The sequence below is a fragment of the Nitrospira tepida genome (assembly GCF_947241125.1).
Lineage (GTDB): Bacteria > Nitrospirota > Nitrospiria > Nitrospirales > Nitrospiraceae > Nitrospira_G > Nitrospira_G tepida.
In genome coordinates this window covers 1,123,474-1,147,882 of sequence record NZ_OX365700.1, presented here as the reverse complement: position 1 = coordinate 1,147,882, position 24,409 = coordinate 1,123,474, and the positions used below count along the sequence as shown (strand labels likewise).

The 24,409-nt window shown below is 60.0% G+C and carries 18 protein-coding genes; 4 read left to right on the top strand and 14 right to left on the bottom strand.

Annotated elements, in window-relative coordinates; genetic code table 11:
• The first annotated feature begins 162 nt into the window (after positions 1-162).
• The gene (metK, locus tag QWI75_RS05400; RefSeq protein ID WP_289267672.1) at positions 163-1,311 is read left to right on the top strand and encodes a methionine adenosyltransferase; all 1,149 of its coding nucleotides are present in this window, start codon (positions 163-165) and stop codon (positions 1,309-1,311) included.
• A gap of 106 nt (positions 1,312-1,417) precedes the next feature.
• Positions 1,418-2,674, top strand: a complete 1,257-nt coding sequence (gene ahcY / locus QWI75_RS05395) for an adenosylhomocysteinase (RefSeq protein ID WP_289267671.1) — start codon at positions 1,418-1,420, stop codon at positions 2,672-2,674.
• A gap of 472 nt (positions 2,675-3,146) precedes the next feature.
• Here ahcY and QWI75_RS05390 read toward each other — a convergent pair whose 3' ends face one another.
• Entirely contained in the window at positions 3,147-3,698 is a 552-nt protein-coding gene (locus tag QWI75_RS05390) for a TIR domain-containing protein (RefSeq protein ID WP_289267670.1), read from the bottom strand.
• Between the two features lie 109 nt (positions 3,699-3,807).
• Positions 3,808-5,052 (bottom strand): IS256 family transposase, encoded by a 1,245-nt coding sequence (locus QWI75_RS05385; protein WP_289267669.1) that lies wholly within the window; start codon positions 5,050-5,052, stop codon positions 3,808-3,810.
• A 723-nt stretch (positions 5,053-5,775) separates the two neighbouring features.
• On the opposite strand from QWI75_RS05385, the gene QWI75_RS05380 reads away from it, so the two are divergent.
• Positions 5,776-6,696: a VIT1/CCC1 transporter family protein gene (locus QWI75_RS05380; protein ID WP_289267668.1), complete on the top strand. Its 921-nt coding sequence runs from the start codon at positions 5,776-5,778 to the stop codon at positions 6,694-6,696.
• Positions 6,697-6,724: 28 nt separating this feature from the next.
• Here the strand turns inward: QWI75_RS05380 and QWI75_RS05375 are convergent, their stop codons facing one another.
• From QWI75_RS05375 to QWI75_RS05320, 12 genes are all read right to left on the bottom strand, one after another.
• Positions 6,725-8,359 (bottom strand): B12-binding domain-containing radical SAM protein, encoded by a 1,635-nt coding sequence (locus QWI75_RS05375; protein WP_289267667.1) that lies wholly within the window; start codon positions 8,357-8,359, stop codon positions 6,725-6,727.
• 265 nt (positions 8,360-8,624) lie between these two features.
• A complete protein-coding gene (gene sucD, locus QWI75_RS05370) occupies positions 8,625-9,497 on the bottom strand; it encodes a succinate--CoA ligase subunit alpha (protein ID WP_289267666.1) in 873 nt (290 codons plus the stop codon).
• A 15-nt stretch (positions 9,498-9,512) separates the two neighbouring features.
• Positions 9,513-10,037 (bottom strand): hypothetical protein, encoded by a 525-nt coding sequence (locus tag QWI75_RS05365; RefSeq protein ID WP_289267665.1) that lies wholly within the window; start codon positions 10,035-10,037, stop codon positions 9,513-9,515.
• Between the two features lie 262 nt (positions 10,038-10,299).
• Positions 10,300-11,478 (bottom strand): ADP-forming succinate--CoA ligase subunit beta, encoded by a 1,179-nt coding sequence (gene sucC, locus QWI75_RS05360; protein ID WP_289267664.1) that lies wholly within the window; start codon positions 11,476-11,478, stop codon positions 10,300-10,302.
• A gap of 63 nt (positions 11,479-11,541) precedes the next feature.
• Positions 11,542-13,128, bottom strand: a complete 1,587-nt coding sequence (locus QWI75_RS05355; protein WP_289267663.1) for an FAD-dependent oxidoreductase — start codon at positions 13,126-13,128, stop codon at positions 11,542-11,544.
• 105 nt (positions 13,129-13,233) lie between these two features.
• On the bottom strand, positions 13,234-13,953 hold the full coding sequence (locus tag QWI75_RS05350; RefSeq protein WP_289267662.1) for a 2Fe-2S iron-sulfur cluster-binding protein: 720 nt from the start codon (positions 13,951-13,953) through the stop codon (positions 13,234-13,236).
• Between the two features lie 105 nt (positions 13,954-14,058).
• Positions 14,059-16,290, bottom strand: a complete 2,232-nt coding sequence (locus tag QWI75_RS05345; protein ID WP_289267661.1) for an NADP-dependent isocitrate dehydrogenase — start codon at positions 16,288-16,290, stop codon at positions 14,059-14,061.
• A 30-nt stretch (positions 16,291-16,320) separates the two neighbouring features.
• The gene (locus tag QWI75_RS05340) at positions 16,321-18,567 is read right to left on the bottom strand and encodes an aconitate hydratase (RefSeq protein ID WP_289267660.1); all 2,247 of its coding nucleotides are present in this window, start codon (positions 18,565-18,567) and stop codon (positions 16,321-16,323) included.
• Between the two features lie 114 nt (positions 18,568-18,681).
• Positions 18,682-20,508, bottom strand: coding sequence for a citrate/2-methylcitrate synthase (locus QWI75_RS05335; protein WP_289267659.1), 1,827 nt, complete (start codon positions 20,506-20,508; stop codon positions 18,682-18,684).
• 238 nt (positions 20,509-20,746) lie between these two features.
• Positions 20,747-21,946 carry an ATP citrate lyase citrate-binding domain-containing protein gene (locus QWI75_RS05330; RefSeq protein ID WP_289267658.1) on the bottom strand — a complete coding sequence of 400 codons (1,200 nt, stop codon included), beginning with the start codon at positions 21,944-21,946 and terminating at the stop codon, positions 20,747-20,749.
• 219 nt (positions 21,947-22,165) lie between these two features.
• Positions 22,166-22,993, bottom strand: a complete 828-nt coding sequence (gene mutM / locus QWI75_RS05325; protein ID WP_289267657.1) for a bifunctional DNA-formamidopyrimidine glycosylase/DNA-(apurinic or apyrimidinic site) lyase — start codon at positions 22,991-22,993, stop codon at positions 22,166-22,168.
• A 230-nt stretch (positions 22,994-23,223) separates the two neighbouring features.
• On the bottom strand, positions 23,224-23,703 hold the full coding sequence (locus QWI75_RS05320) for a dual specificity protein phosphatase family protein (RefSeq protein WP_289267656.1): 480 nt from the start codon (positions 23,701-23,703) through the stop codon (positions 23,224-23,226).
• A 213-nt stretch (positions 23,704-23,916) separates the two neighbouring features.
• Here QWI75_RS05320 and QWI75_RS05315 point away from each other — a divergent pair, with 213 nt between their 5' ends.
• On the top strand, positions 23,917-24,276 hold the full coding sequence (locus QWI75_RS05315; protein WP_289267655.1) for a hypothetical protein: 360 nt from the start codon (positions 23,917-23,919) through the stop codon (positions 24,274-24,276).
• Positions 24,277-24,409: the final 133 nt, after the last annotated feature.

Genomic DNA, 24,409 nt, shown 5'->3' with positions numbered 1-24,409 from the left:
CAAAGGACCCGCACCGGGACCTCGCTCCAGCCCCTACCAAAGAAATGAGCCTTTCCATTTGACATTGCCCTACGGCTGGGGTACCACTCATACGTGCGTGCCCGTGGGAAGAGACTGTAGTCCCGACTGACCTCAACTGAGAACCCCTAGCAAGAGGTTTCGATGCGCAATAACTATCTGTTCACCTCCGAATCCGTCACCGAAGGCCACCCGGACAAGATCGCCGACCAAATCTCCGACGGCATTCTCGACGCGCTGCTCGCCCAGGATAAACATTCCCGCGTTGCCTGTGAAACCATCCTGACCACCGGCATTGCCTTCGTGGCCGGTGAGATTTCCACCAAAGCCTATGTCGAAATTCCCGACATCGTCCGCGAAGTGATCAAGAACGTCGGGTACGGGGACGCCACCTGGGGGTTCGATTACCAGACCTGCTCGGTCCTGACCTCCATCCACAACCAATCTTCCGACATCGCCATGGGCGTGGATTCCGGGGGCGCTGGGGACCAGGGCCTGATGTTCGGCTATGCCACCAATGAAACCGCCGAGCTGATGCCGATGCCGATCGTGCTGGCCCACCGCCTGACGCGCCGCCTGGCCGAAGTCCGGAAGAAGAACATTCTGGGATGGGTGCGGCCGGACGGCAAATCCCAGGTGACCATCGAATACCGGAACGGGAAACCCGTGCGGATCGATACCATCGTGGTATCCACGCAGCACAGCCCGGAGATCTCCAACAAGGTGATCGAACGGGAGATCATGGATAAAGTCATCCGGCCCGTCATGCCCAAAGGGCTCTACGATCCCACCAGCGTGAAGCACTACATCAATCCGACCGGCCGGTTCGTCGTCGGCGGCCCGATGGGGGATACCGGGTTGACCGGACGCAAGATCATCGTGGACACCTACGGGGGCCACGGGAGCCACGGGGGCGGGGCCTTCTCCGGCAAGGATCCGACGAAGGTCGATCGCTCCGCCTCCTATATGGCGCGATATATCGCCAAGAATATCGTGGCGGCCGGGCTCGCCGACCGTTGCGAAGTCCAGCTTGCCTATGCCATCGGCGTGGCCGACCCGGTCTCCGTCCTGATCGATACCAAGGGCACGGAGAAGGTGCAGACGGATAACCTTGAAAAAGTCGTGCGCAAGCATTTCCCGATGACGCCCCGCGGCATCATCGACCATCTGAAGCTTCGCCGTCCCATCTACCGGAAGACCGCCGCCTACGGCCACTTCGGCCGGAACGAACCGGAGTTTACCTGGGAGAAGACGGACAAGGCGAAGGTATTACGCAAAGAAGTCGGACTGTAATTCCCCCACACCGGCCATGAGTGAAGGGGACGGATGTCGCGATCCGTCCCCTTTTTCTTGACCAGAATCGACCATCGATAGAATCGACCATCTAGAAGGAGGACCCGTGGATTACGACGTGAAGGATCTCGGACTAGCAGACCAGGGCAATCTCAAAATCGAATGGGCGGAGCGCACGATGCCGGTCCTGCGCCTGATCAAGCAGCGATTCCAACGGGAAAAGCCGCTTCAGGGCATCCGGATCACCGCCTGCCTGCACGTCACCACGGAAACCGCCAACTTGGCCAAGACGCTCAAGGCCGGAGGGGCCGATGTCCGGCTCTGCGCCTCGAATCCCCTCAGCACACAGGACGACGTGGCCGCGGCCCTGGTGAAGCATGAAGGCATTCCGGTCTTCGCGATCAAAGGCGAGGACAACAAGACCTACTATGACCACATCGAATCGGCCATCGGTCATAAGCCGCACGTCTCGATGGACGACGGGGCCGACGTGGTCTCCCATCTCCATTCGAAGCGAAAGGAACTGCTCAAACACGTCATCGGAGGCACCGAGGAAACGACCACGGGTGTCATCCGGCTGCGGAGCATGGCGGAGAAAAAAGTGCTGCGCTTCCCGGTCATCTCGGTGAACGACGCCGATACCAAGCACATGTTCGACAACCGGTACGGCACCGGACAAAGCACCTTGGATGGCATCGTGCGCGCCACCAACCGCCTCGTGTGCGGGTCCACCGTCGTCGTGGCCGGCTACGGCTGGTGCGGGCGCGGCATCGCTATGCGGGCCAAGGGAATGGGCGCGGACGTGATCGTGACCGAAATCGATCCGATGAAGGGACTCGAAGCGGTGATGGACGGCTACCGGGTCATGCCGATGGAAAAGGCCGCGCCGATCGGGGATTTCTTCATCACCGTCACCGGCAACCTGAAAGTGATCCGCAAGGAACACTTTGCCGTTATGAAGGACGGGGCCATCGTCTGCAACTCCGGTCATTTCAATGTCGAGCTCGATATCCCGGCGTTGGAGAAGCTGAGCAAGAAGAAGCGGCAGATTCGTCCAGGCGTGGACGAGTACACGCTCAACGGCGGCCGCCGCGTGAGCCTGCTGGGCGAAGGGCGGCTGGTGAACCTCGCCACCGCGGAAGGCCATCCTTCCAGTGTCATGGACATGAGCTTCGCCAACCAAGCGCTTGGCGCCGAGTATATCGTGAAGAACCATAAGATGCTGGAGAAGAAGGTCTATCCGGTGCCGACCGTCATCGATAAGGAGATCGCCCGTCTGAAGCTCGCCGGCATGGGCATGGCGATCGACAAGCTGACGAAAGAGCAGGAGAAGTATTTGGCGTCGTGGGAGATGGGCACGTAAGGGTTTGGAGAGAGCACGGGTGCTTCCCGTGCTCGCAGAACCCACACGGTGAATGGGCGAGCGCGGCGGTCGGTCTGCCTTCTGTGCTCGCAGAACCCGCACTCCTCAGAAGGGTGCTCGTTCCATGCGCGCAGTTGAAGGCAGACCGAACCGCCGCTCGAAGAGGAGAAACAATATAGCCCAGCGGCACTCAGTGAACGCGCGCGATTGAGGGTATCCGCCCCTGCCCCAGCCAGAAAGAGCGATAAAACTGGAAGGCCGCCGTCTCCGGCGGCCTTTTCTTTTTCAGGTTAGTTGTTTCCCTCCTCAGACGCCGGGCGGGTCCCCGCCGCTCCGGCGGACCTTCGCTCGACCCTCGTGCCGTCCACCGCTTGACAGCCAAGAAAGTGAGTGTGTACGCCAAGGCCACTGCTGGAAGGTGGCCTTGGTCTATTTCTTATAACCATGAGCAACACATTTCAGAGGGTCTGAATCACATTGGGATAGTCGCTTCGATTCGTCGTTTGAGCTTCACAAATAGATCTCCTTCATCCTTCCAAACAATGTGATTGTACTGTCTCGTATCAAAATGAGTGCTCTCTAACTCATCTTCACGACATGTCCAGATCACAGGGATACCTAAGCCAAGAGCATACCCTGCCTCAAAATAGACTCCTCCCCGATGGCCAGTGAAATCGGCTATCAAGAATCGGCTCTTTCTGATTTCTGCTATGATCGCATCGCAGATCTTTTGGTTGTGCTCTTTCAAGTCCATCCGCAACGCCTTGTACCCAACGACATCGCAGGCGCTCGCAAAACCATTCTCCCAAGCCTTGTCGAGACTACTGTCAAACCACATCGCCACAAAAGTTTGCTTGGATTTCTCCCCCGCTATGGTACGTTCCAATTCAGCAATTCGCTCTAACCCCTTTGCTGTCAGTACGAGACCCATCTCCTTCAATATTGGGCCGGTTCTCACCCAACCGGCCTCCTTCAACGTCTCCATAATAAAATTGAAAGCGTCCTTATGTTCCGCAAATAGCACAGGACCATCCTGCTCAAGGTCCAGGCAGACCTCGTCCCCTGGGTGTTCTGAAAGTCTATGGAGGTTTTTTAGGGCACGAGAGGTCTTGTCAATAGGTGTGTAAATGGAATCAGGCGGCGACATCCTCGTGGGCGACAGTGGCCTGCTTCACTCCATCGACATAGCGAGTGCCGGCATATACAGTCGGTAGCAGCTCCGGCGCATTCAGGCGTCGGAACGTCTGTTCCGCGACTTGTAAGACTTTCCAGATCAACGCCGTCGCTGACTCGATGCGTTTAAACCGCTTGCCGGCCGCGGTCCGAAGCCGCACCGCGGCGAAGGGAGACTCGACCACGTTCGTCGTGCGCAGATGGCGCCAGTGTTCCTTGGGGAACTGGTAAAAGGTGATGAGCCGCTCCCAATCATGATGGAGCCGTTCGACCGCCTTCGGGGCCAGCGCGCGGTACCGGCGGCTAAATTGATCGCGTAACCGCTCACAGGCTGCCTGCGTCTCCGCATACGGCAGGGTCTTGAGCCAGGTGCTTGCCTCGGCCTGGTGGGGCTTCGGGATGGCATCCAACACATTGACAAGCCGATGGTTCCAACACCGCTGTTCGGCGGCCGTGGGCTGTTGCTCCGCCAGCGCCGCCCAAATCCCCAAATGGCCATCGGCAATGGTGCAGCGCCATGGTTTCAGCCCCCGCATCCGCAGATCCCGCAACACCGCGCCCCATGACTCCTTCGATTCGCGTTGCCCGCTCTCCACGGCCAAGACGACTTTGCGGCCATCCGTCAGCGCTCCGATCAGGATCAGCAGCGCCGCCTTGCTCGCCTCCAGCCCCGCCTTCACATACAACCCATCCGCCCACACGTACACGACCTCCAGGTCATCGAGTCGTCGCCGCGTCCAGGCTTCATACTCGACCTTCCACTGCGCCTTGAGTCGTTGGAGCGAGGCGGGGGACAAGGGGGCGCTCTCGCCCATTAGCCCACGCAACGCCAACTCGAAATCCCCGAGGGCCAAGCCGTGCAGATACAACTGGGGCAGCAGCTCGCCCACCTGCTTCGTGTGTCGCTTGAAGAGCGGCAGGATCCGACTGACGAAGCGCTCCGCGAGCCTCCGCACCCTCGGCCGCTGCAGGGTGATCGTGCCGCAGGTGAGCGTCACCTTCCGCGGCTTGCCATACCCGTTGCGATACCCGTCCGGCGCATCCACGTGAGTCCGCCGCGCCGACTTCGCCCGGCCAAGTCGCATCGTGACGTCTTCCACTAACAGCCGTTGGACGAACTGCTGGATGTGGCCGCGCACAAATTCCTCCAGATGGTCCCATAGACTCCTTGACTCGACGTCGGTCCCTGTGCTCTGCTCCTTCACGGCGGTGTCTCCTTTCTTGGCCGGGCCTCGGCCCGGTGGGTTTGATCACCCGAAAGGTTGCCACCGCCCTCTTCCTATTTCCACACCTTCTGGTTATACCTCGGGCACGATCAAGTCTCTCACTGATTGAAAGAGGAAAACCCTGTCTAATGATCTCTTCCGCTGTAGTTACAGGTGTATCGAATTTCTTGTTTGCCGGTAGCTGACTAAAAATTCTAATGCGCGGGTCACCGCGCAATGTCCTTTCCCTCAGATAGGCAGCCATCTTGGCCCTATCCTGCATGCTCATGCCAGGAGTCTGGAGGTGACTTGCAGCCTCACCGGCGATTGAATAATCGCCACATCGTGGGCAGTCACACTCCATGACATCCTTACCTGCAACTTGTCGAACATCCCTGCATTGAAATCTACAAATCGGGCAGGGAACAGAATTATTCATGGTCTCACCCTCATTATTCATGGCCTTACCCTTTGCATGACTGTCTCAATGCGCTGACTGTATCATAATGGCCTTCACCTAACGAGCAAGGACCATTCCTTGAGGCTGTCGTTCTTTCACTTGTAGGCGGACATCGTGCAGAGTACAGAACCTCGTCCCTGAGACTCATGGCTTCTATGCAATAGCTGTCGTTGACAAGCATGGCGGCAGGGGCCTAGGCTCACTCCACTTCCCTCATGGCCTCCACTCCGACATACGACCCTCAATTAGCGCGGACGCTTGTCTTGGATGAGCTGTTCGACCTGTCGCTGTACAAATCGTTGCGGGAGGTGTTTCCGCGGGATGCGGAGATGCGGCGGACGTTGGATGAATTGATCGCGGTCGAAGCCCACCACCTGGCCTTCTGGCAGAAGTTCTTCAACCTGAAGCTCGACCGGCTCGATCCAGGCCGGCGACTCAAGCTCTGGTTCATCACCTGGTTGTGCCGGCTGTTCGGCGCGACGGCGGTGCATCTTGTCCTGGAAGCGATCGAAGTCTATGGCGTGCGCAAATATCTGTCGCTCTGGAGAAGTTACCAGGGCCAGCCTTTGGGCGCCGCCCTCCAGAACATCCTGCAGGACGAGTTCAAGCACGAGGACGCGCTGGTCACGAGATTAACCGAGCGGAAGATCAATGCCGAGAAGATCCGCAATATCTTCCTGGGCTTGAACGACGGGTTGGTGGAAATCCTGGGCGCGGTCAGCGGCTTCTTCGGCGCGTTCGGCGACGCGGTGACGGTCCTGATGGCCGCCGCCACCACCGCTGTCGCAGGGGCTATTTCGATGGGAGCCGGGGCCTTTGGCGCGCTGAATTCCGAACAGGAGGTCCGGCGGACCGAGTCGGGCAAGCGCCTGTTCTTGGGGGAAACATCCGAGCAGGCCGAAATGGCGGAACAGCCCTTCCAATCGGCCCTGTTCGTGGGAGGAGCCTATTTCCTCGGCGCGCTGGTACCGGTGCTGCCGGTCGCCTTCGGCGCCCAGTCGGCCTGGCCGTCGATCGTGGCGGCGGGCGTCATGAGCGTATCGGTATCCACGGTGCTCGCCTTTCTCTCCGGCATGAATCTCCGCAAACGGATCGCGCTCAACCTGATCATCGTCATTGTGGCGGTCTCCGCCACCTACGGCATTGGGTTGGTCGCGAAGCGGCTTTGGGGAGTCTCGGTCTAAGAGGGGCTGGCAGGCGTAGAAGAGACGACTACGGAGCGGGCACCATCGGCAACTCTCTGGAACTTCCCGCCTCCTGTTGAATCCGGAGGCGCTCGGCCCTCGATTCCGTCAGGACCTTGTGCAGCATGTCGTCCGTCAGTTGCGTGAGCTGCGCCGCGGCGTCTTTCATGTCGGCATGCTCGACCGCGCGCGAGAGGACTTCCGCCTTGGTGGCGCCCTTTTTCTGTCCCAAGAAGGGCTTCATGATCAGATAGGCCACGTCGCGCACCGGCATGAACCGCAGGAACCGGCGGAGGAGCCTGTAGGTTTGGACGGGGTAGTGGAAGATCTTGTAGAGGAACAGCCGCCGCAGGCCCTCTTGGCGCACCCGGTTGATCACCTCGCCGGGCAAACAGGTCGGATCGATCTCCGAGCACTTGAAGTACTTGTACCAGTCGGTCGCCTCATTGACCAACCCCCGTTTCACATATTCCTGCCACAAGGGCGTACCGCGATAGACGCAGAGCCGATTGAAGCCGAACGTGTCCAGCGGCAGTTTGGAGGCGAAGTCGAAGGTCGCCTGCATGTCCTCGACCGTCTCATCGGGGTTCCCGACCGTAAAGAAGCCGTGCACGATTTCGATGCCGGCCCGCTTGGCGTTCTTGACCGCCGTCTTGACTTCGTCCAGTGTCTGCTCCTTCTGCAAGCGATCGAGGATTTTTTGACTTCCGCTCTCGATGCCGAACATGACCGTCCGGCAGTGGGCTTTAGCCATCGCCGGAAAGAGATGCTGCGCCACCGAATCCACGCGACCCTCAATGCCCCACTGGATCGCCAGCCGTTCTTGACCGATGCCGTGACAAATGGCGTCGATCCGCTTGGGTTGCAGCAGGAAGTGGTCGTCCACGAAATAGACGGAGCCGTAACCCAGTTCTTCCAGGTGCTTCAACTCGGCCACCACATGCTGCGGGCTTCTGGCCCGCCACTTCCCCTCGTTGAAAATCGGGATGTCGCAGAATACGCAGGGCCAGGGACAGCCCCGTGAGGTTTGCATGGTCGTGAACCGCTCCATGGACAGCACGGCGGGTACATCCAACGGCATTGATTCGACAAAGTCGAGGTCCAGGCTCTCCCGGTCCGGAAACGGCCACTGGTCCAGGTTCCGCTCCATGACGCGATTCGGATTCTGGACGACCTTGCCGTCTTTCGCCCAGGTCACCCCGGCCACCTCTACCGGATCATCGAGCCGTTCAATCAAGTCGAGAATGAGCTGCTCCCCGTCGCCGCGGCAGACAAAATCCACCTCCGGACATTGCAGTTTCACCAGCGACGCGTTCAAGCTCGCAAAGACTCCGCCGAACGCCAGCTTCACCCGGCTGTTGGCCGCACGGATTTGCCGGGCCAGAATCTTTGCATAGGGGTAGCTGGTCGTGCTCAGGAAGCTCAGTCCGACCAGCACGGGTTGGCGGTGGTTGATGGCCTCGATGATGACCTCGTTCGGCGTCTCCGGGTTGGCCTGATCGAACATCACGCAGTCATGGCCGGCCTGCTTCAGCACCGCCGAGAGCGACATGATTCCGATCGGAGGGAATCCCATCACCCGCAGCCGCCCGTTTTTGGCTCGGGTTTTGGCCGGCAAGGCATAGAATTGCGGGTCGCGAACGTGGACGAGAAAGATTAACACGCGGTGACGCCCCTTCTTTCAGTGAACGCCGCTCACGGTATGGGAGCGGTTTTGAAACGACGGTGACGCGGACGGACAGGATCAGGAAGACGGATCAGAGATGTGTCGGAAGATGATCAGACTCCTTGAAGTTGGAACCTAACACGAATCGAAGGAGAATGGGAAGAAAAAGCTTTGCCGGGCGTGGCGGATAGAATCCGGTCCGGATCACGTCGGACGCACACGCCCTTTCTTGCCGGTTGCCGGGTTCCGGTATCGGAAGGACTCACCGCCCGAGCGCGGTTTTCACGGTGGCGCCGATTTCGGCTGGATTCTTCACCACCCGCACGCCGGCTGCTTCAAGCGCTTTCATCTTTTCGGAGGCCGTCCCCTTGCCTCCGCTGATGATCGCCCCGGCATGGCCCATGCGGCGGCCCGGCGGCGCCGTGATGCCGGCAATGAAGCTGACCACCGGCTTCTTCACGTTTTTCTTGATGAACTCAGCCGCCTTTTCCTCGGCATCCCCGCCGATCTCGCCGATCATGACGATCGCCTGTGTCTCGGAATCGCTTTCGAACAGCGGTAGCACATCGACGAAACTGGTGCCGTTGACCGGGTCTCCGCCGATGCCGACGCAGGTGGTTTCGCCGAGCCCGAGCGTGGAGAGTTGGTGCACCGCCTCATAGGTGAGGGTGCCGCTGCGCGAGACCACCCCGACCACGCCTCGCTTATGGATGAACCCCGGCATGATGCCGATCTTGGCCTCATCCACCGTGATGATGCCAGGGCAGTTGGGACCGATCAGCCGGACATCGCGGCCCCGCAAGGCCCGTTTCGCCCGCACCATGTCATTCACCGGGATGCCTTCAGTGATGCAGATGATGAGCTTGATCCCGGCATCGGCTGCCTCCAGTATCGCATCGGCCGCAAACGGCGGAGGCACGAAAATCAGCGAGGTGTCGCACTGGGTATGTTTGACGGCTTCGCGTACCGTGTTGAAGACCGGAATCCCCTCGACCTGCTGGCCGGCCTTTCCCGGCGTCACACCGGCGACTACCTGCGTGCCGTAGGCCTTGCACTGCGTCGCGTGGAACGAGCCTTCCTTGCCCGTGATCCCCTGCACCACCACCCGCGTATTCTTGTTGACGAGAATGCTCATTTATCCCTCTTATCCCTAAAGACGAATGGGGTCTAGCTGCGCCTTCAAAACCATTCGAATTGCCGACCAGTCATTCCACTCGTAGCCTCCCGCTATCAGCAGAAATTCACCGCTAAAGTCTCCCAACCTCTTATCAATTTCTGGAGCAATGGTGTGTTGCGCAATGTTCAAGATCTCGGAAAGGAAGTTTCTTTCAGGGCAGTAAGTAATTAGGACTCTCAAGCGGCTATTAGTGGAGCAAAGCTTTTTTACTTCCGAAAGTATCGTGGTGTAATCATTCTCGTATTCGATCGCTATTGTCTCACCGGGCTTAGACCATGTTTGGTCAAATCGCTGGCCACCATGAGCCTTATGCTCTGTAACGACTTCATACCCAAGACTCCCGGCAAGTCTTCTCAAGAACTCCCGGAAGCCGTCAGTCCACTGAGAATCCGTGAGCTTTGTCTTGTTTTCTAAAGCCTGGATTTTTCCATCCTTGTAATAGGCCTTGTAGAATTCGCTATACCACTGCGAAGCCGTTACCATTTTCAACCTCGGCATGGCCTGACCTGCAGTCGCTACCTCCGCAGATGCTCGGGCTCTGCAGTCCTTGTACCTTTTCCCCTATCCCACTTTCCTGGCGGGACGGCGCAGGCTACCGCGAGCGACTTTGCCGGAGGAGCGGGGACCCACCGAGGCTCGGCCGAGAAGGAAAGCGGAAACTGACCGAGTCCGCGAGGGAATTTCGGAAGGCTTCCGCTCGGACGAGCCCGGAAGGGTCGCTCCGAGAGGTGTGAAAGCGAGCGGCGGCTTACGCCGTCCCCTACGCCGCCTTTCCGGTCATCCCCACGATCTTCTGCGCCGCCTCCCACAAATCGTCCGCCACGTCCAGCTTCAGACCGGACTCCACCAACAGCTTGCGGCCTTCTTCCGCATTGGTTCCTTGCAATCTCACCACCAGGGGCACCTTGAGCTTGACCTCTTTGGCCGCTTCGATCACCCCATGCGCAATCCGCTCGCAGCGGACGATTCCGCCGAAGATGTTGATGAAGATGCCCTTCACATTCTTGTCCTTGAGCAGGATGCGGAACCCCGCCGCCACGGTCTCTTTCGTGGCCCCGCCGCCGACATCCAAAAAATTGGCCGGTTCGCTGCCCGCCAGCTTGATGACGTCCATCGTCGCCATGGCCAGGCCGGCTCCGTTCACCATGCAGCCGATATTCCCGTCCAGCTTGACGTAGTTGAGGTTGTTCTTCCCGGCTTCGATCTCCAGCGGCTCCTCCTCGTGCAAATCGCGCATCTTCTGCACGTCCGCATGCTTGAAGAGCCCGTTGTCGTCAAAGGACACCTTGCCGTCCAGCGCGATGAGCGTCTTTTCCTTCGTGATGACCAGCGGGTTGATCTCCACCAGGGCGCAATTCTTCTCCATGAACAGCCGGTAGAGATTCCCCAGCATCTGGACGAAGGGATTGATGACGGCCGGCTCGATCTGCTGGAGCCCCAACGCAAAGGCGATGTTGCGGCCGTTGTACCCTTGATAACCGACGGCCGGATCGATCGCCTCCTTGATGATCTTCTCGGGCGTCTTGGCAGCTACCTCCTCGATCTCCATCCCGCCTTCCGTGCTGGCGATAAAGACTACCCAGCCCGTGTCGCGATCGACCAGAAGGCTGAGATACAATTCCTTGGCGATATTGGCTCCTTCCTCGACCAGCAAGCGCCTGACCTTGCGGCCCTTCGGCCCCGTCTGGTGCGTGACCAAGACCTTGCCCAACAGTTCCTTCGCGATCTCGGGGACCTGGCTCTGCTCCTTCACCAATTTGACGCCGCCGGCTTTGCCTCGCCCGCCTGCATGGATCTGCGCCTTCACGACATAGACCGGGGTGTTGAGTTTGGCGGCCCACTGACTTGCAGCCTTCGGAGTTTTGACTTCCTTGCCGCGCAAGACCGGCACCCCGAATTGTGCGAACAACTGCTTGGCTTGAAACTCGTGAACGTTCATGTCGCTCCTTCTATCTTCTCCCGCTTCAGGACAGAGTCGGGAGGGCTGGAGACTGAGCCTCGCCTAGACGACTTTCCTCGCGTATGCGGGCAGAATCATGGGGGACACAACCTCGCTCGACGGCACCCCGTGTTTCCTCGCCTCGTCGCGGAAGCGCCGCACATGATGCAAGGTGAGCTTCCCATACGACATCGATTGTGCGCGTGCAGCCGCGGTCAGCCCGGATCGTTTTCCGAAAACCATCAGATCCAGCAAGGAATTGCCCATCAGTCGATTGCGCCCGTGCAGTCCGCCAGAGGCTTCGCCAGCAACAAAAAGATTGGCGATCCCCGTTTCGGCATTGGTATCGATCTTCACGCCTCCGTTTTGATAGTGCAGCGTCGGATAGATCAACACGGGGTCCTTGCTGATATCGATGCCGAACCGTTCGAACTGCCTGACCATGGCGGGAAAATGCTTCTGCACCGTCCCAGGCCCATGTTCCACGTCCAGCAGCGGCGTGTCGAGCCATACCCCGACTCGCCCGGCCATGGTCCTGATGCCCCGTCCCTCCTCGCATTCCCTGATGATCGAAGACGAGACTACATCTCGCGTGTCGAGTTCGTTGACGAATCGATCGCCTTTGGCATTGACAAGGTGGCCGCCCTCCGAGCGGATCCCTTCCGTGACCAGCGCGCCGATGAGCTGTTCGGGATAGACGGCGCCGGAGGGATGGTACTGGAAGGTGTCGATGTGGACGAGCTTCGCGCCCATCCGATAGGCCAGGCACAAGCCGTCTCCCGTCGCGCCGAAATGATTGCTCGTCGGAAACCCTTGGATGTGCAGCCGGCCGATGCCGCCGGTGGCGAGAATCACCGCCTTGGCCGACACCACGACGAACCGCCCGTTGTCGAGGTCCTTGAATACCGCGCCCGTGCAACGGCCCTGATCGTCGCTCAGCAATTCGACCGCGGCGCAAAACTCCAGCAACTGAATCTTCTGATTCAGCACCTCGTCCTTGAGCACCCGCATGATTTCAAGGCCGGTGTAGTCGGAGCAGGTCAGCAGGCGGGGCTTGGAGCTGCCGCCGCCCTTCTTGACGTGCAGATTCCCGTCCTGGTCCCGGTCGAACAGCACGCCCAGCTTGATCAGCCAGTCGGCGATGGCGGGGCCCTCCTCGACCATCACCTTGAGCAACTGATGGTCGTTGTGCATCAGCCCGCCCTTGAGGGTGTCGAGGAAGTGCGTCACCGGCGAATCTTCAGGGGCCACGGAAATCTGCATGCCGCCCTGGGCCATGACGCTGTTCGAATCGCCGAGTCGCAGCTTCGTCGCCAGGATCACCTTGGCCCCGGCCGCATGGGCATGCAGCGCGGCCGCGCACCCGGCTCCCCCGCCGCCGACCACCAGCACGTCGGTCACATAGGAGGGCGTCAGGTCTAAATCGTCGGGCACCTGGCTCATCCCTTCGAGCAAGGCGGCCAGCTCGACGACGGTCTTGTCGCCGGCGTTCGGTCCGAATCGAATCGTCCGGTAGGCGTGCTCACGAAAATCCGGATGATACTTCTTGATCAGGGTGTCGCGTTCGGCGAGCGACAGCTTGGGGAGGGTCTGTTTGCGACGAGCGTCTCTCGTCTTATGCACGACCTGTTGTAAAACGTGAATGTCCATGGTGTCAGTCGCCGCCAATCGTCAATGGTCGTTCGTCAGGAGCGCACCCGCAAAGACCGGCCTCCGGCTTGATCATGAGCGAGTGATGGGGCACGAACGAGGCTGTCACTTCAGCGTCGCGCAGAGCTCCGTCAGTTCCTTCTGGCTCATCGCGAGGACGCGGTTCCACTCGTCGTCGTACTGGCCTTCCTTGATCTCCTGGATGCGGTGCGCCAGGCCTTGCGGTTTCTCGGTGAAATGGGCGCCTTGCGCCCGGCTGGCGTAGAGGGCCACGAGGTTCGGCGCGATGTCCGCGATACAGACCGGCGCGCACAGCCCGCACATGACGCAATCCATGAACATGTCGGCGACCCCTTTGAAATCGCCGAATGCGGCCTTCCAGACCCCTTCCCGCACGTTGATTTTCTGAGGGCAGGCTTCCGTGCAAGCGTTGCAATTCCGGCAGAGCGGGGCTTCCGGATAGAGATCGAATAGGTCCTGTTTGGGGTCTTTCAGCTCCTGGATCTGGTAGACGGCCTTCCTGGCCGGAAAGGGCGGCATCATCGTGAAGGACATGCCGTCCTGCACCGCCGTCTGACAAGCTAGGCAGGTTTTCACCTTGGGATCGTCCTTCACCCGATAATAGGTCGCGCAGGCGCCGCAGAATCCGCCGAGACAGCCGACGCCGCGGACCACATCCTGTCCGGTGTACCAGAGCGCCTTGATGACCGTAATGCCCTCTGGCACTTCGTACCGTTTCCCCGCGATCTCCACCGTGACCATGCGCGGGCGAAGCACCTCTTCCTGGTCGATTACGTTCTGGGTATCGAAAGTTTCGGTGGTCATGGTTCGCCGTGGACGTGAAATCCAGCGCCTGACGGCCGGGACAGGTCCCGACCATCAGCTCGATTCGTGAGATTTTTTGTGCGCATCAAAGGCGCCGGCCGTCCTTTACGCGATCGCGTCCACGATCGCGTTCAAGGTGGCGCTGGGACGCATCGCCTTCGACGCCTTCTCGTCGTTCGGATGATAATACCCGCCGATATCGACCGGCTTCCCTTGAGCGGCAAGCAGCTCGGCCGAAATCTTCGTTTCATTGTCCGCCAGATCCTTGGCGATCTTGGCAAAGCGCTCGGCCAATTTCTTATCCTGCGTCTGCTGGGCCAAGGCCTGCGCCCAATACAAGGCCAGATAGAAATGGCTGCCGCGATTGTCGATCTCGCCCACCTTGCGGGCCGGCGACTTGTTGCTCTCCAGGAACTTGGCGTTGGCCTGGTCGAGCGTGTCGGCTAAAATTTGCGCGGTCTGGTTGTTGGAGACCTTGGCCAGATGCTCCAAGGAAGCGGCCAGCGCCAGGAACTCGCCGAGCGAATCCCACCGCAGATAGCCTTCCTCCTGGAACTGCTGCACGTGTTTGGGCGCGGAACCTCCCGCCCCGGTCTCGAACAGGCCGCCGCCGTTCAACAGCGGCACGATCGAAAGCATCTTGGCGCTGGTGCCGATTTCCAGAATCGGGAACAGGTCGGTAAGGTAGTCGCGCAACACGTTGCCCGTGACGGAGATCGTATCTTTGCCCTCCTTCATCCGCTCCAGCGAGAAACGACAGGCCTCCGCCGGAGGCATGATGCGGATGTCGAGCCCCGTCGTATCGTGCTTCGGCAGGTACTGGTTGACCTTCTTGATCAGCTCCGCATCGTGAGCCCGGTCCTTGTTCAACCAGAAGACCGCGGGCACGCCCGTGGCCTTCGCGCGATTGACGGCGAGCTTCACCCAATCCTGAATCGGCGCATCCTTCACCTGGCACATGCGCCAGATGTCGCCTTCTTCGACCTGATGCTCGAGCAAGGTTTTTCCGGACGCATCGACGACGCGGATCGTGCCATTGCTTGGGGCCTTGAAGGTCTTGTCGTGCGAGCCGTATTCCTCGGCCGCTTGAGCCATCAACCCGACGTTGGGAATGCTCCCCATGGTTCGCGGATCAAAGGCGCCGTGTTTCTTACAGAACTCCACCACCTCATGGTAGACCGGCGCGTAGCTGGCATCGGGGATGACGCACTTCGTATCCGCCAGCTTGCCGTCCGGCCCCCACATCTTTCCGCCGTCGCGAATGACCGGCGGCATGGACGCATCGATAATGACGTCGCTGGGTACGTGGAGATTGGTGATGCCCTTGTCGGAGTTCACCATCGCCATCGGCGGACGCTTCTGATAGACGGCCTGAATATCCGCTTCGATGGCCTTGCGCTGATCGTCCGGCAGGGCCTTGATCTTGATGTACAAATCGCCGAGGCCGTTGTCCGGATCGACGCCGAGCTTCTGGAACGTGGCGGCGTGCTTCTCGAACACGTCCTTGTAATAGACGGACACGGCATGACCGAAGATCTTCGGGTCCGAGACCTTCATCATCGTGGCCTTCATATGGAGGGAGAACAACACGCCCTGCCGCTTGGCATCCTCGATCTGCTCTTCGAGGAACTGGCGTAAGGCACGCTTGCTCATGAACGTGGCATCGATGACTTCCCCGGCCTGGAGCGCGACCTTGGGCTTGAGCACCGTGGTCTTGCCGTCCTGTCCGACGAACTCGATGCGCGCCTCGGTGGCCGCCGGCACCGTCAGGGACTTTTCGTTGGACCGGAAATCCCCGCCCTTCATATGGGCCACGTGCGTCTTGGAATCCGGGCTCCAGGGCGCCATCTTGTGCGGATGTTTCTTGGCGTAGTTCTTCACCGACAACGGCGCGCGGCGGTCGGAGTTCCCCTCGCGCAGCACGGGATTCACGGCGCTGCCTTTAACCTTGTCGTACCGCGCCTTGATCTCCCTCTCCTTGTCGTCCTTCGGATCCTCTGGATAATCGGGAATCTTGTAGCCCTGGCTTTGCAATTCCTTGATGGCCGCCTTGATCTGCGGAATCGAGGCGCTGATGTTCGGCAGCTTGATGATGTTGGCTTCCGTCGTCTTGGCAAGCTCGCCGAGTTCGCTCAAGGCATCCGACTGCTTTTGTTCCGCCGTCAGATACTCGGGGAACACGGCGAGAATACGTCCCGCCAGGGAGATATCCCGCAATTCAACGGTCACGCCGGCCGCCTTGGTAAAGGCGTTGATGATCGGAAGAAACGAGTACGTCGCCAACATCGGCGCTTCATCGGTCTTGGTATAGATGATTTTGGATGCGTTGGTGGCCATGATTTATCCTCTTCTCTCCGCTGTTCTGATTTAGTTCAGCGCGTTCAACGCCGACCCTGCCTTGAACCATCCGATCTGCTGCTCTGTCATACTATGATTCGCCTGGAGCGTCCAGGTGGAGCCGTCGGCCCTGTGCACCGTCACGGTCACCGGCTTGCCCGGCGCGAGCCCGGCCAGCCCGCCCACGCTGAATCGATCCGTCTGCTCGATCTTGTCGTAATCCTTCGGATCAGCGAAGGTGAGCGGAAGGATGCCCTGTTTCTTCAGATTGGTTTCGTGGATGCGGGCGAAACTTTTCGTCAACACCACCCGCACGTTGAGAAAACGGGGCGACATCGCGGCATGCTCGCGGCTGCTGCCTTCGCCGTAATTCTCGTCGCCCACGACGAAGGAGCCGATGCCCTTGGCCTTGTACCGGCGGGCGATCTGGGCGATCGTCAATCCGGCTTCTCCGGTCAAGACGTCCGTCCCCTTGCCCGGCTCGGTCGAGAAGGCGTTGTTGGCCCCGAGAAACATGTTGTCACTGATCTTGTCGAGATGGCCACGGAACTTGAGCCACGGGCCGGCCGGAGAAATATGGTCGGTCGTGGTCTTTCCCTTCGTCTTGATCAGGAGTGGGAGCTTCTCGAAGTCCTTTCCATCCCACCGGGGGAAGGGTTGCAGCAACTGCAGCCGTTCGCTGGTCGGCGGGATATCGACCGTCAACCCTTCGCCGTTCTCCGCGGGGGGCACGAACCCCTCTTCGCCCTTGGCAAACCCCTTGGCCGGCAACTCCTCGCCTTTCGGCGGCTCCAGCTTGAATTCCTTCCCGTCGGCTCCTTTCAGCGTTTGGTTCACGGGATCAAACCCAAGATCGCCTGTCAGCGCGTAGGCCGTCACGACTTCCGGGCTGGCCAGAAACGACAGGGTCTCGTTGATGCCGTCGTTGCGGCCCGGGAAATTCCGGTTGAAGGAGCTGACGATGGAATCCGCCCGGCCCTTGACCCCGTCGGCCCGCTTCCACTGGCCGATACAGGGACCGCAGGAGTTCGACAGGACCGTGCCGCCGAGTTTCTCAAAGGTGTCCAGGAACCCGTCCCGCTTCATCGTGTGGTAGATCCGCTCGGAGCCGGGGGAAACGAGGAAGGCCGTCTTCGCCTTCAATCCCGCCTTCAATCCCTGCTGGGCGATGTGGGCGGACCGGCTGATGTCCTCATACGACGAATTCGTGCAGCTTCCGATGAGCGCCGCCTTGAGCTCGACCGGATAGCCCTTTTCCTTTGCCTCCGCCGCCAGTTTTGAAATCGGCCTGGCGAGGTCCGGCGTGTGGGGCCCCACCACGTGGGGCTCAAGCATCGACAAGTCGATCTCCACGATCTGATCGTAATACTTTTCCGGCGATTGATAAACCTCGGGATCGGCCACGAGGAGGTCCTTATGCGACTGGGCCAGGTTTGCCAACTCCGCCCGGTCCGTGATGTTCATGTAGGCGACCATCTTCTGATCAAAGGGGAACACGGAGGTGGTGGCGCCGAGTTCCGCGCCCATGTTGCAGATGGTGCCCTTGCCGGTCGCGCTGATCGTCTCCGCGCCTGGGCCGAAATACTCGACGATTTTATTCGTCCCGCCCTTCACGGTCAGGAGCCCGCAGAGGTAGAGGATCACATCCTTCGGCGAGGCCCAGCCACTGAGCTTGCCGGTGAGCCGGACGCCGATCAATTTCGGGTGCAGCACTTCCCAGGGAAGGCCCGCCATGACTTCGCCGGCGTCGGCCCCCCCGACGCCGATCGCGAGCATCCCGAGGCCGCCCCCGTTGGGCGTATGTGAATCGGTCCCGATGATCAGGCCGCAGGGGAAGGCATAGTTTTCCAGCACGACTTGGTGGATGATGCCCGCGCCCGGCTTCCAAAATCCGATTCCGTACTTCTTCGCGGCCGACGCGAGGAAGTTGTAGACTTCCTTGTTCTCGTCCATTGCGCGGAGCAGGTCCTTCTCGGACCCCATCTCGGCGCGAATCAGGTGGTCGCAGTGAATCGTGCTCGGCACGGCCACCTTCTTCTTGCCCGCCTGCATGAACTGCAACATGGCCATCTGGGCCGTCGCGTCCTGCATGGCGACGCGGTCAGGACGGAGCGACAACATCGCCTTGCCCCGCTCCCAGGTCTGCGTATCAAAGTTGTCCGCGTGAGCGACCAGAATTTTTTCGGCCAGCGTCAGGCCGCGGCCGAACTTCTTTCTGGCCTTGGCGAACACTTCCGGCATCTTGGCATACAGCTTCTTGGCAAGGTCTATCGACATGATAATCACTCCTTCAAGTTCTAAGTGCTGGGTGCTGAGTGCGGAGACAAGACCCCCAACTCAGGACTCAGCACTCGTTACCCGGCACTATTTGAGCGGCGGGACTTCCCGCAACTATTTCAACGGCGGGACTTCCCGCCGCTTGGGCGCGGCATAGTTCACCAGGTAATCGAACAGCCGTATCAACCGACTCTCCTGCCGTCTCTGGTCAGTCCAGTGGCCGATCAACCCGATGGTCCGCGACAGGATAAAGAACCCATTCAAACTATCGACCGGGAACCCGATATCGACGAGCACCGCGGCCATGGTGCCGTCCACGTTCAGAATCAAATTATCCTTCTTGGCCGCCGTCACTTTTTCGACTTCGAGCGCGAAGTCGAGGTGCGGCGTCTTGATACCCAGGCTTTTCACGTACCCGACCAATTCCTTGACGCGCTTGTCCGGATTGCGGAGGCTCTTCACGCGGTGACCGATGCCGGGCACCGGTCCGACGTTCTTCTTCATGTATGCCAGGAACTCGTCCACCGACATCTTGTTTTCCACGGCATACTTGAAATACCGGCCCGCGTCGGTGACGGCGCCGCCGAAGCGAGGGCCGATCATGATCAACCCAGCCGCGACGGCCTGCGACATCCCAATTCCGGCGCAGGCGGCGATGATCGTGGTCAAGGCGCCGCTGACGCAGGGACCGTGATCGGCCGAGAGCATCATGATCCGCTTGATGATCTCCGCTTCCTGCTTGGAGATCAGGCGCTTGTCCCAGAGCAATCCGATCACGTGGGGGATGTCGTAGCCCTTGTTGATCAGTTCGGAGGCGGGATAGCCGTCGTAACAGGGTTCGTCGCCTCGGTCGTCGCTGATCGTCGTCTTGATCAGCGGCACGACCTGCACGTCTCCGGTCTTCATGGCCTCATCGACGCTCTTCGGAAGCTTTGGCAGTTCTTCAGGCCGCAGGTCCGCCACCGGAACGATGGCCCCGCTCTTCACCAACTCATCATAGGTTTGCTTGATGGCCGGTCCCAGGGCGCCGAATGTCGGAGGGACGATGGCTCCCGCCTTCTTGAGCGCTTCCGATTTGGAACGGGCCGAGCCTTCGCCCTTCATGCCTTCCTTGGCGCCGGCATGGCCGAACTTCATCCCTTTCGGCAGGCTTTCCTGGCAGAAGCCGGATACCACGCCGATGAGCTTGATCCGGCGCTTCTTGGCCCCGTACCATTCGGCCGCCCGCTCTTCGAGGTCTCCGCCCATCTCGCCGACGATGACGACCGCCTTCGTTTGAGGGTCCTGTTCGAATTTTTCGAGGTAGCTCACGTAATCGGTCCCGGGATAGGCGTCGCCGCCGATGCCGATCGCGGTGGTGATGCCGTCCGCGAACTGCGAACAGAGCCAGATGATCTCGTTGGACAAACCGCCCGATTTGGTGATCACGCCGAACGAGCCCTCGCGATACAGCTTGCACGCCACCAAGTTGTCGTACGCGCCACCGATCACACCGAGCCGGCAGGACCCGGCTGAAATCACGCCGATCGACGAGGGGCCGTTAAAGGTCTTGCCCAGCTTGATGGCATGCCGACTCAGCAGCTTGGCGTCCTTTTCCGGCACGCCCTCAGTGATCATCGACACGACTTGAATCTTGGGATCGTTCAGGGCTTCCATTCCGCCCGCGCAGGCGCGATCCGCTCCGATGTAGACCAGGCTGGTGTTGATCTGGGGATGGTGCGCGGTCGCTTCGGCAATGCTCTTGTAGACGGGAATCTGCATCAGGCTGCCGCCGTAGGGAATCTCGTTGGTCTTGCCGGCGTCGGGCGGATAGACGAAGGCGAGCACATTCAGCGGGCGCTTGATCAGATAGCAGAACTCCGCCATCCGGCGCGCCGCGTTCACGCCAGCCGCGCCGCCCTGGATGACGACATAGGTGTCTTTATTGGCAACAATACTCATCGGGATCCCCTCTCCGTCGTTCCCATCGCGCTGCTTAGCAGGATGTTGAAAAAGTCCGCCAGCTTTCTTCTCGTGTCACTCAGAGGCTCAACGTACGGAAAAGAGTACACTTCGCCTCCTCGCTCGCTGCGGCCGCGCTGGACGACCTTTCTGAACATCCTGCGGCCTATTCTATGTTCGTCAGTACCTACTCGCTGCTTCGTTTTCGCCCTACAAAACTAGTTCGTCATCGCGCTGCTTAGTTGGCCTGAAGTGCTTTGTCGACGATATCGGTCAGCGGCGTGTTGCGGTCGAACACGTGGATGTCAAACCCCTCGTCCTTGAGCGCCCGCATCGCCTCGAGTCCTTCTTTTTCGCGCGGACCGCCGCGCCGCACCCAAATTTTGACGCCGTTCAACTTCCCTTCTGATTTGGCTTTCCGGAAGCCGGCGATGATACCCCCGAAGGTCTTCTTCACGTCCGTAAAGTTGGCGATCGCGCCCCCGACGATGATGTGCTTGATGTCCGGCAGCGAACAGACCTTGTCGGTCAGCACCTCCACGGCCCAATCCGGAGGATCGCCGGAATACTCGGCATAATTGGCGAGCTTGCCGCCTCGTGCGACGACGGCGTCGCAATAGTAGACGCTGGCTCCGCCGCCGGCCGGCAGCATCGCAATCTGCCCGCCGGGAATTTCGATGAGTTTCACCGAGCCTTTGATCTTCGCATCGACCGCCTGCACCTCAAGCTCGCTCTTGGTATAGGCCCGTCCGAACTCCGCGGCAAAGGGGAAATTCCAGTCCGGGTGGCGGAACTTGGCGTCGCCGTCCAGCAGAGTCACCGCATCGAGCGCCACCAATTGCCCATCCCCTTCCCTCGCCACGACGGGATTCACTTCCAGATATTGCGCATCCTCGTTGTCGTAGCAGGCGAACATTTTCCCCGCGAAGTCCGCCATCTGCGCGACCAGATTCCCCGTGAAGCCCGCGTCCTTTGCCAACTTTTCAAGCGCCTCGCGGGTCGGCGCAGCCCCGACCTCGACCGGCAGCTTCTTGACCCGATCCCAATTGGACTCGACCTCAATCCCGCCGCAGTTGGCGACGATGATCTCCGCTCCCTCCCGAGTCGATTTGACCGCGCAATAGTATTCTTCCTTATGCGGCACCATCTCCGAGACGATGACCTGCGACACCGTGATGGAGCCGACTTGGCGTCCCAGCATCTCTTTCGCCGCAGCTTCGGCGCCCTTATGGTCGAGGCCCACCTTGACAAGGCCGAGCTTGAACCGGGAACCAAGCGCCTCATGGGCCTTGACCACCAGCTTGGACTGCTTGAGCCAGTCGTTGGCCGCCGCCAGCTTGCTGAACTCCTCGAGCGACGTCACCACGAGATAGTTCGGAACAGTGATGCCCCATTTTTTCATCAGTCCCATCCCGGGACCTTCCAGCACCTTGGCCATGACAGGCACTCCTTCTGGTGGATTCAGGGAAACGATTGCGATTAAGGGAGCGAAAGATTAGCGGATTCCGGCAAGGACCTCAAGGCCCCAAAGGGCCTAACGATTTTGAGCAGAAGTCCTAACGGAAGGCGGGAATTGGAAGTCCCCCACAGGCGAAAAACATAACCAATTGATTTTAAGAGTATTACGATCCTGGACTCGCAGAGCCTCCCGCTCGCGTTACCGGCTCTGACACAGGGGGCAGTAAAAAGATGTGCGTTCCCCTTTTCTGGTCCGAATGGAACCTCCACAGGCACGCGGACATGGTTCGCCTTCCCGACCATACACCCGATGATCGTGTCTGTAGAGTCCCGGTCTTCCGTCCGGCGCCACAAAGTCCCTTATGCTGGAGCCGCCTTGGGCAATCGCCTGCCCGAGCACGGCCTGCATGGCTTGATAGAGCACCTGCGCCCGCGCTTTCGAGATACGGTTCGCCGGTTGATGGGGATGAAGTCTGGCCGCAAACAGGATCTCGTTCGCGTAGATATTGCCGATGCCTGCGATGACTTGCTGGTGCATGAGCAGCGCCTTGAGGCGGCCGCGGCGGCCATGCAGGATCTGCCAAAAGGACTCCCAGTCCACCGCTAGGGGGTCGCATCCGAAGCGGCGGCTGGTAAATCCGAGCAATCCGGCCTGATCGAGCAGATACAGTCGGCCGAATCGCCGGGCATTCCAGTAGTACAGGCTCGGCTCGCGCCCTCCTTCGAAACAGAGCTTGACGTGGGTGTGCTTGGTTCGGGAGACCACCGCCTCCTCGAACAGTAACAGGCCGGTCATTCCCAGTTCAGCGACGAGGTATCGGTTGTGCTCTTTCCCCGAAAAGGCCAGAACCACGCTCTTCCCCCATCGCTCAACCGATTCCAACGTGGCGCCCCGGTACCAGGGAAAGCTGTTCAGCCCTTCCCGAACGATGTCGTCGCGCAGAACTCGGTAATCGGCCAGTCGTGCTCCGAGCAATCGGTCACGGATGTGCCTGGCGACCACCTCCGCCTCTGGCAGTTCCGGCATGAGCGTAGAACTCCTCGACTCAACAGGTGCTCCACCTTAGTCGATGTGCCAGTCTGAAGGAAAGAGCCACGGATCGACGACAGATAGGACTGGGCCGCGCCACCTCGCCGGGTCAGCAAGCAGGAACAGCAGAGGGTTGCAACTGCTCGGAGGACCGATGAGACGACCAACCATGGGGGATAACCACAGGAGGCGGCGGAAAAGAGCCGTTGGGAGATGGGATGGGGCCGTCAGGCGATCTTCTTGTGCGTTCGGGCCGGTCTGCCGCCCGGCCTGTCCGGGGAATTCGCTTCGTGGGCCAGCGCCGCCTGCTCGGCGCGCAGTTGCTTAACGAGCGCGATGGTTTCCTCCAGAGACGGCAAGGGGAGCGCACCAGGCCGTCTGGCGCTCACCAGCTTGAGCGCTTCGCCGTAGCTCATCCCCTCCACGCAACAGAGGTACGCGATGATGATCGAGGCTGACCGTCCCATGCCCGCCCGGCAACAGACCAGCACCCGGTTGCTGCCGATCTTCCGCTCGATCCATTCGACCGCTTCACGGACCTGTTGCGGGTCAGCCGCCGTGAATTCTTTGAGAGGAATCTTGGCATAATCCACCCAGGATGGCGGCGTGACGTCATATTCTTGCGCCACGAGCAGGAGGGCACCGATCGCCGGATGGACCTCTCGCGCCGCTTCGATGTTGCCGACCAGCAGTTGTTTGGAGATCATGTGCATAGTGTCAGTATAGGGAGGGACCGACAGGGGTCAAGAAAAAACTCTGAGCCCGTGAACAGTCTGCGCGCGAATTGGCCGCAGGCATGGTCGGGGGAATCGCTGGAGCCGATTCGGCGCGTTAGCAATCGGCCTTGTGCACCCTTCGATCCAGCCGGTATACTGTCCTGCACCGGATCATTCATTCATTGTTGTGAACGTGAAACGCGTATGACGCTCCCGGCGGTCGAAACAGTTGAGGCTCGGCTCTCATCGGTTCGCTGCGCCATCTGTAAAGCCAATACGTTTGCCATCGACCGCCGCAGACTCCACGCCGACGGGGAATGGAAAGGGCTGTGCATGAAGTGCCGCTACACCTTCCCGGTCCATGTCGACATGGAGTTTTACCAGCGCACCCAGCCGGATGTGCCCTATTTTCTCCGCTCCGTGCCGTGCCCGAAATGTGCCGCGCGCGGGGTCGCTCTCGACTTCCGGGCAACCCTCTCCGTTCGAGAGGCCTATTATTTCGTCACGTGCCAAACCTGCAAACATTCATTCCCTGAACGAAGCTCATTCGAGGCGTTTGAATAGCCGAACCCAAGCCCTTACGCAACAACGACCATGACCGAACACAAGCCACCGACCCCACCTTCTCCGCCTTCACCACCTTCGTCGGAGGACCAACCGAAGCCGAAGAAGCTGTTGCCGATGGTTTCGGTTCCCG

What these genes read in the sequence shown, in the direction of transcription:
- metK (WP_289267672.1), top strand. Translation starts at nt 163, where the DNA reads ATGCGCAATAACTATCTGTTCACCTCCGAATCCGTCACCGAAGGCCAC.
- sucD (WP_289267666.1), bottom strand. Translation starts at nt 9,497, where the DNA reads ATGAGCATTCTCGTCAACAAGAATACGCGGGTGGTGGTGCAGGGGATC.
- QWI75_RS05365 (WP_289267665.1), bottom strand. Translation starts at nt 10,037, where the DNA reads ATGCCGAGGTTGAAAATGGTAACGGCTTCGCAGTGGTATAGCGAATTC.
- sucC (WP_289267664.1), bottom strand. Translation starts at nt 11,478, where the DNA reads ATGAACGTTCACGAGTTTCAAGCCAAGCAGTTGTTCGCACAATTCGGG.
- QWI75_RS05355 (WP_289267663.1), bottom strand. Translation starts at nt 13,128, where the DNA reads ATGGACATTCACGTTTTACAACAGGTCGTGCATAAGACGAGAGACGCT.
- QWI75_RS05350 (WP_289267662.1), bottom strand. Translation starts at nt 13,953, where the DNA reads ATGACCACCGAAACTTTCGATACCCAGAACGTAATCGACCAGGAAGAG.
- QWI75_RS05345 (WP_289267661.1), bottom strand. Translation starts at nt 16,290, where the DNA reads ATGGCCACCAACGCATCCAAAATCATCTATACCAAGACCGATGAAGCG.
- QWI75_RS05340 (WP_289267660.1), bottom strand. Translation starts at nt 18,567, where the DNA reads ATGTCGATAGACCTTGCCAAGAAGCTGTATGCCAAGATGCCGGAAGTG.
- QWI75_RS05335 (WP_289267659.1), bottom strand. Translation starts at nt 20,508, where the DNA reads ATGAGTATTGTTGCCAATAAAGACACCTATGTCGTCATCCAGGGCGGC.
- QWI75_RS05330 (WP_289267658.1), bottom strand. Translation starts at nt 21,946, where the DNA reads ATGGCCAAGGTGCTGGAAGGTCCCGGGATGGGACTGATGAAAAAATGG.
- mutM (WP_289267657.1), bottom strand. Translation starts at nt 22,993, where the DNA reads ATGCCGGAACTGCCAGAGGCGGAGGTGGTCGCCAGGCACATCCGTGAC.
- QWI75_RS05320 (WP_289267656.1), bottom strand. Translation starts at nt 23,703, where the DNA reads ATGATCTCCAAACAACTGCTGGTCGGCAACATCGAAGCGGCGCGAGAG.
- QWI75_RS05315 (WP_289267655.1), top strand. Translation starts at nt 23,917, where the DNA reads ATGACGCTCCCGGCGGTCGAAACAGTTGAGGCTCGGCTCTCATCGGTT.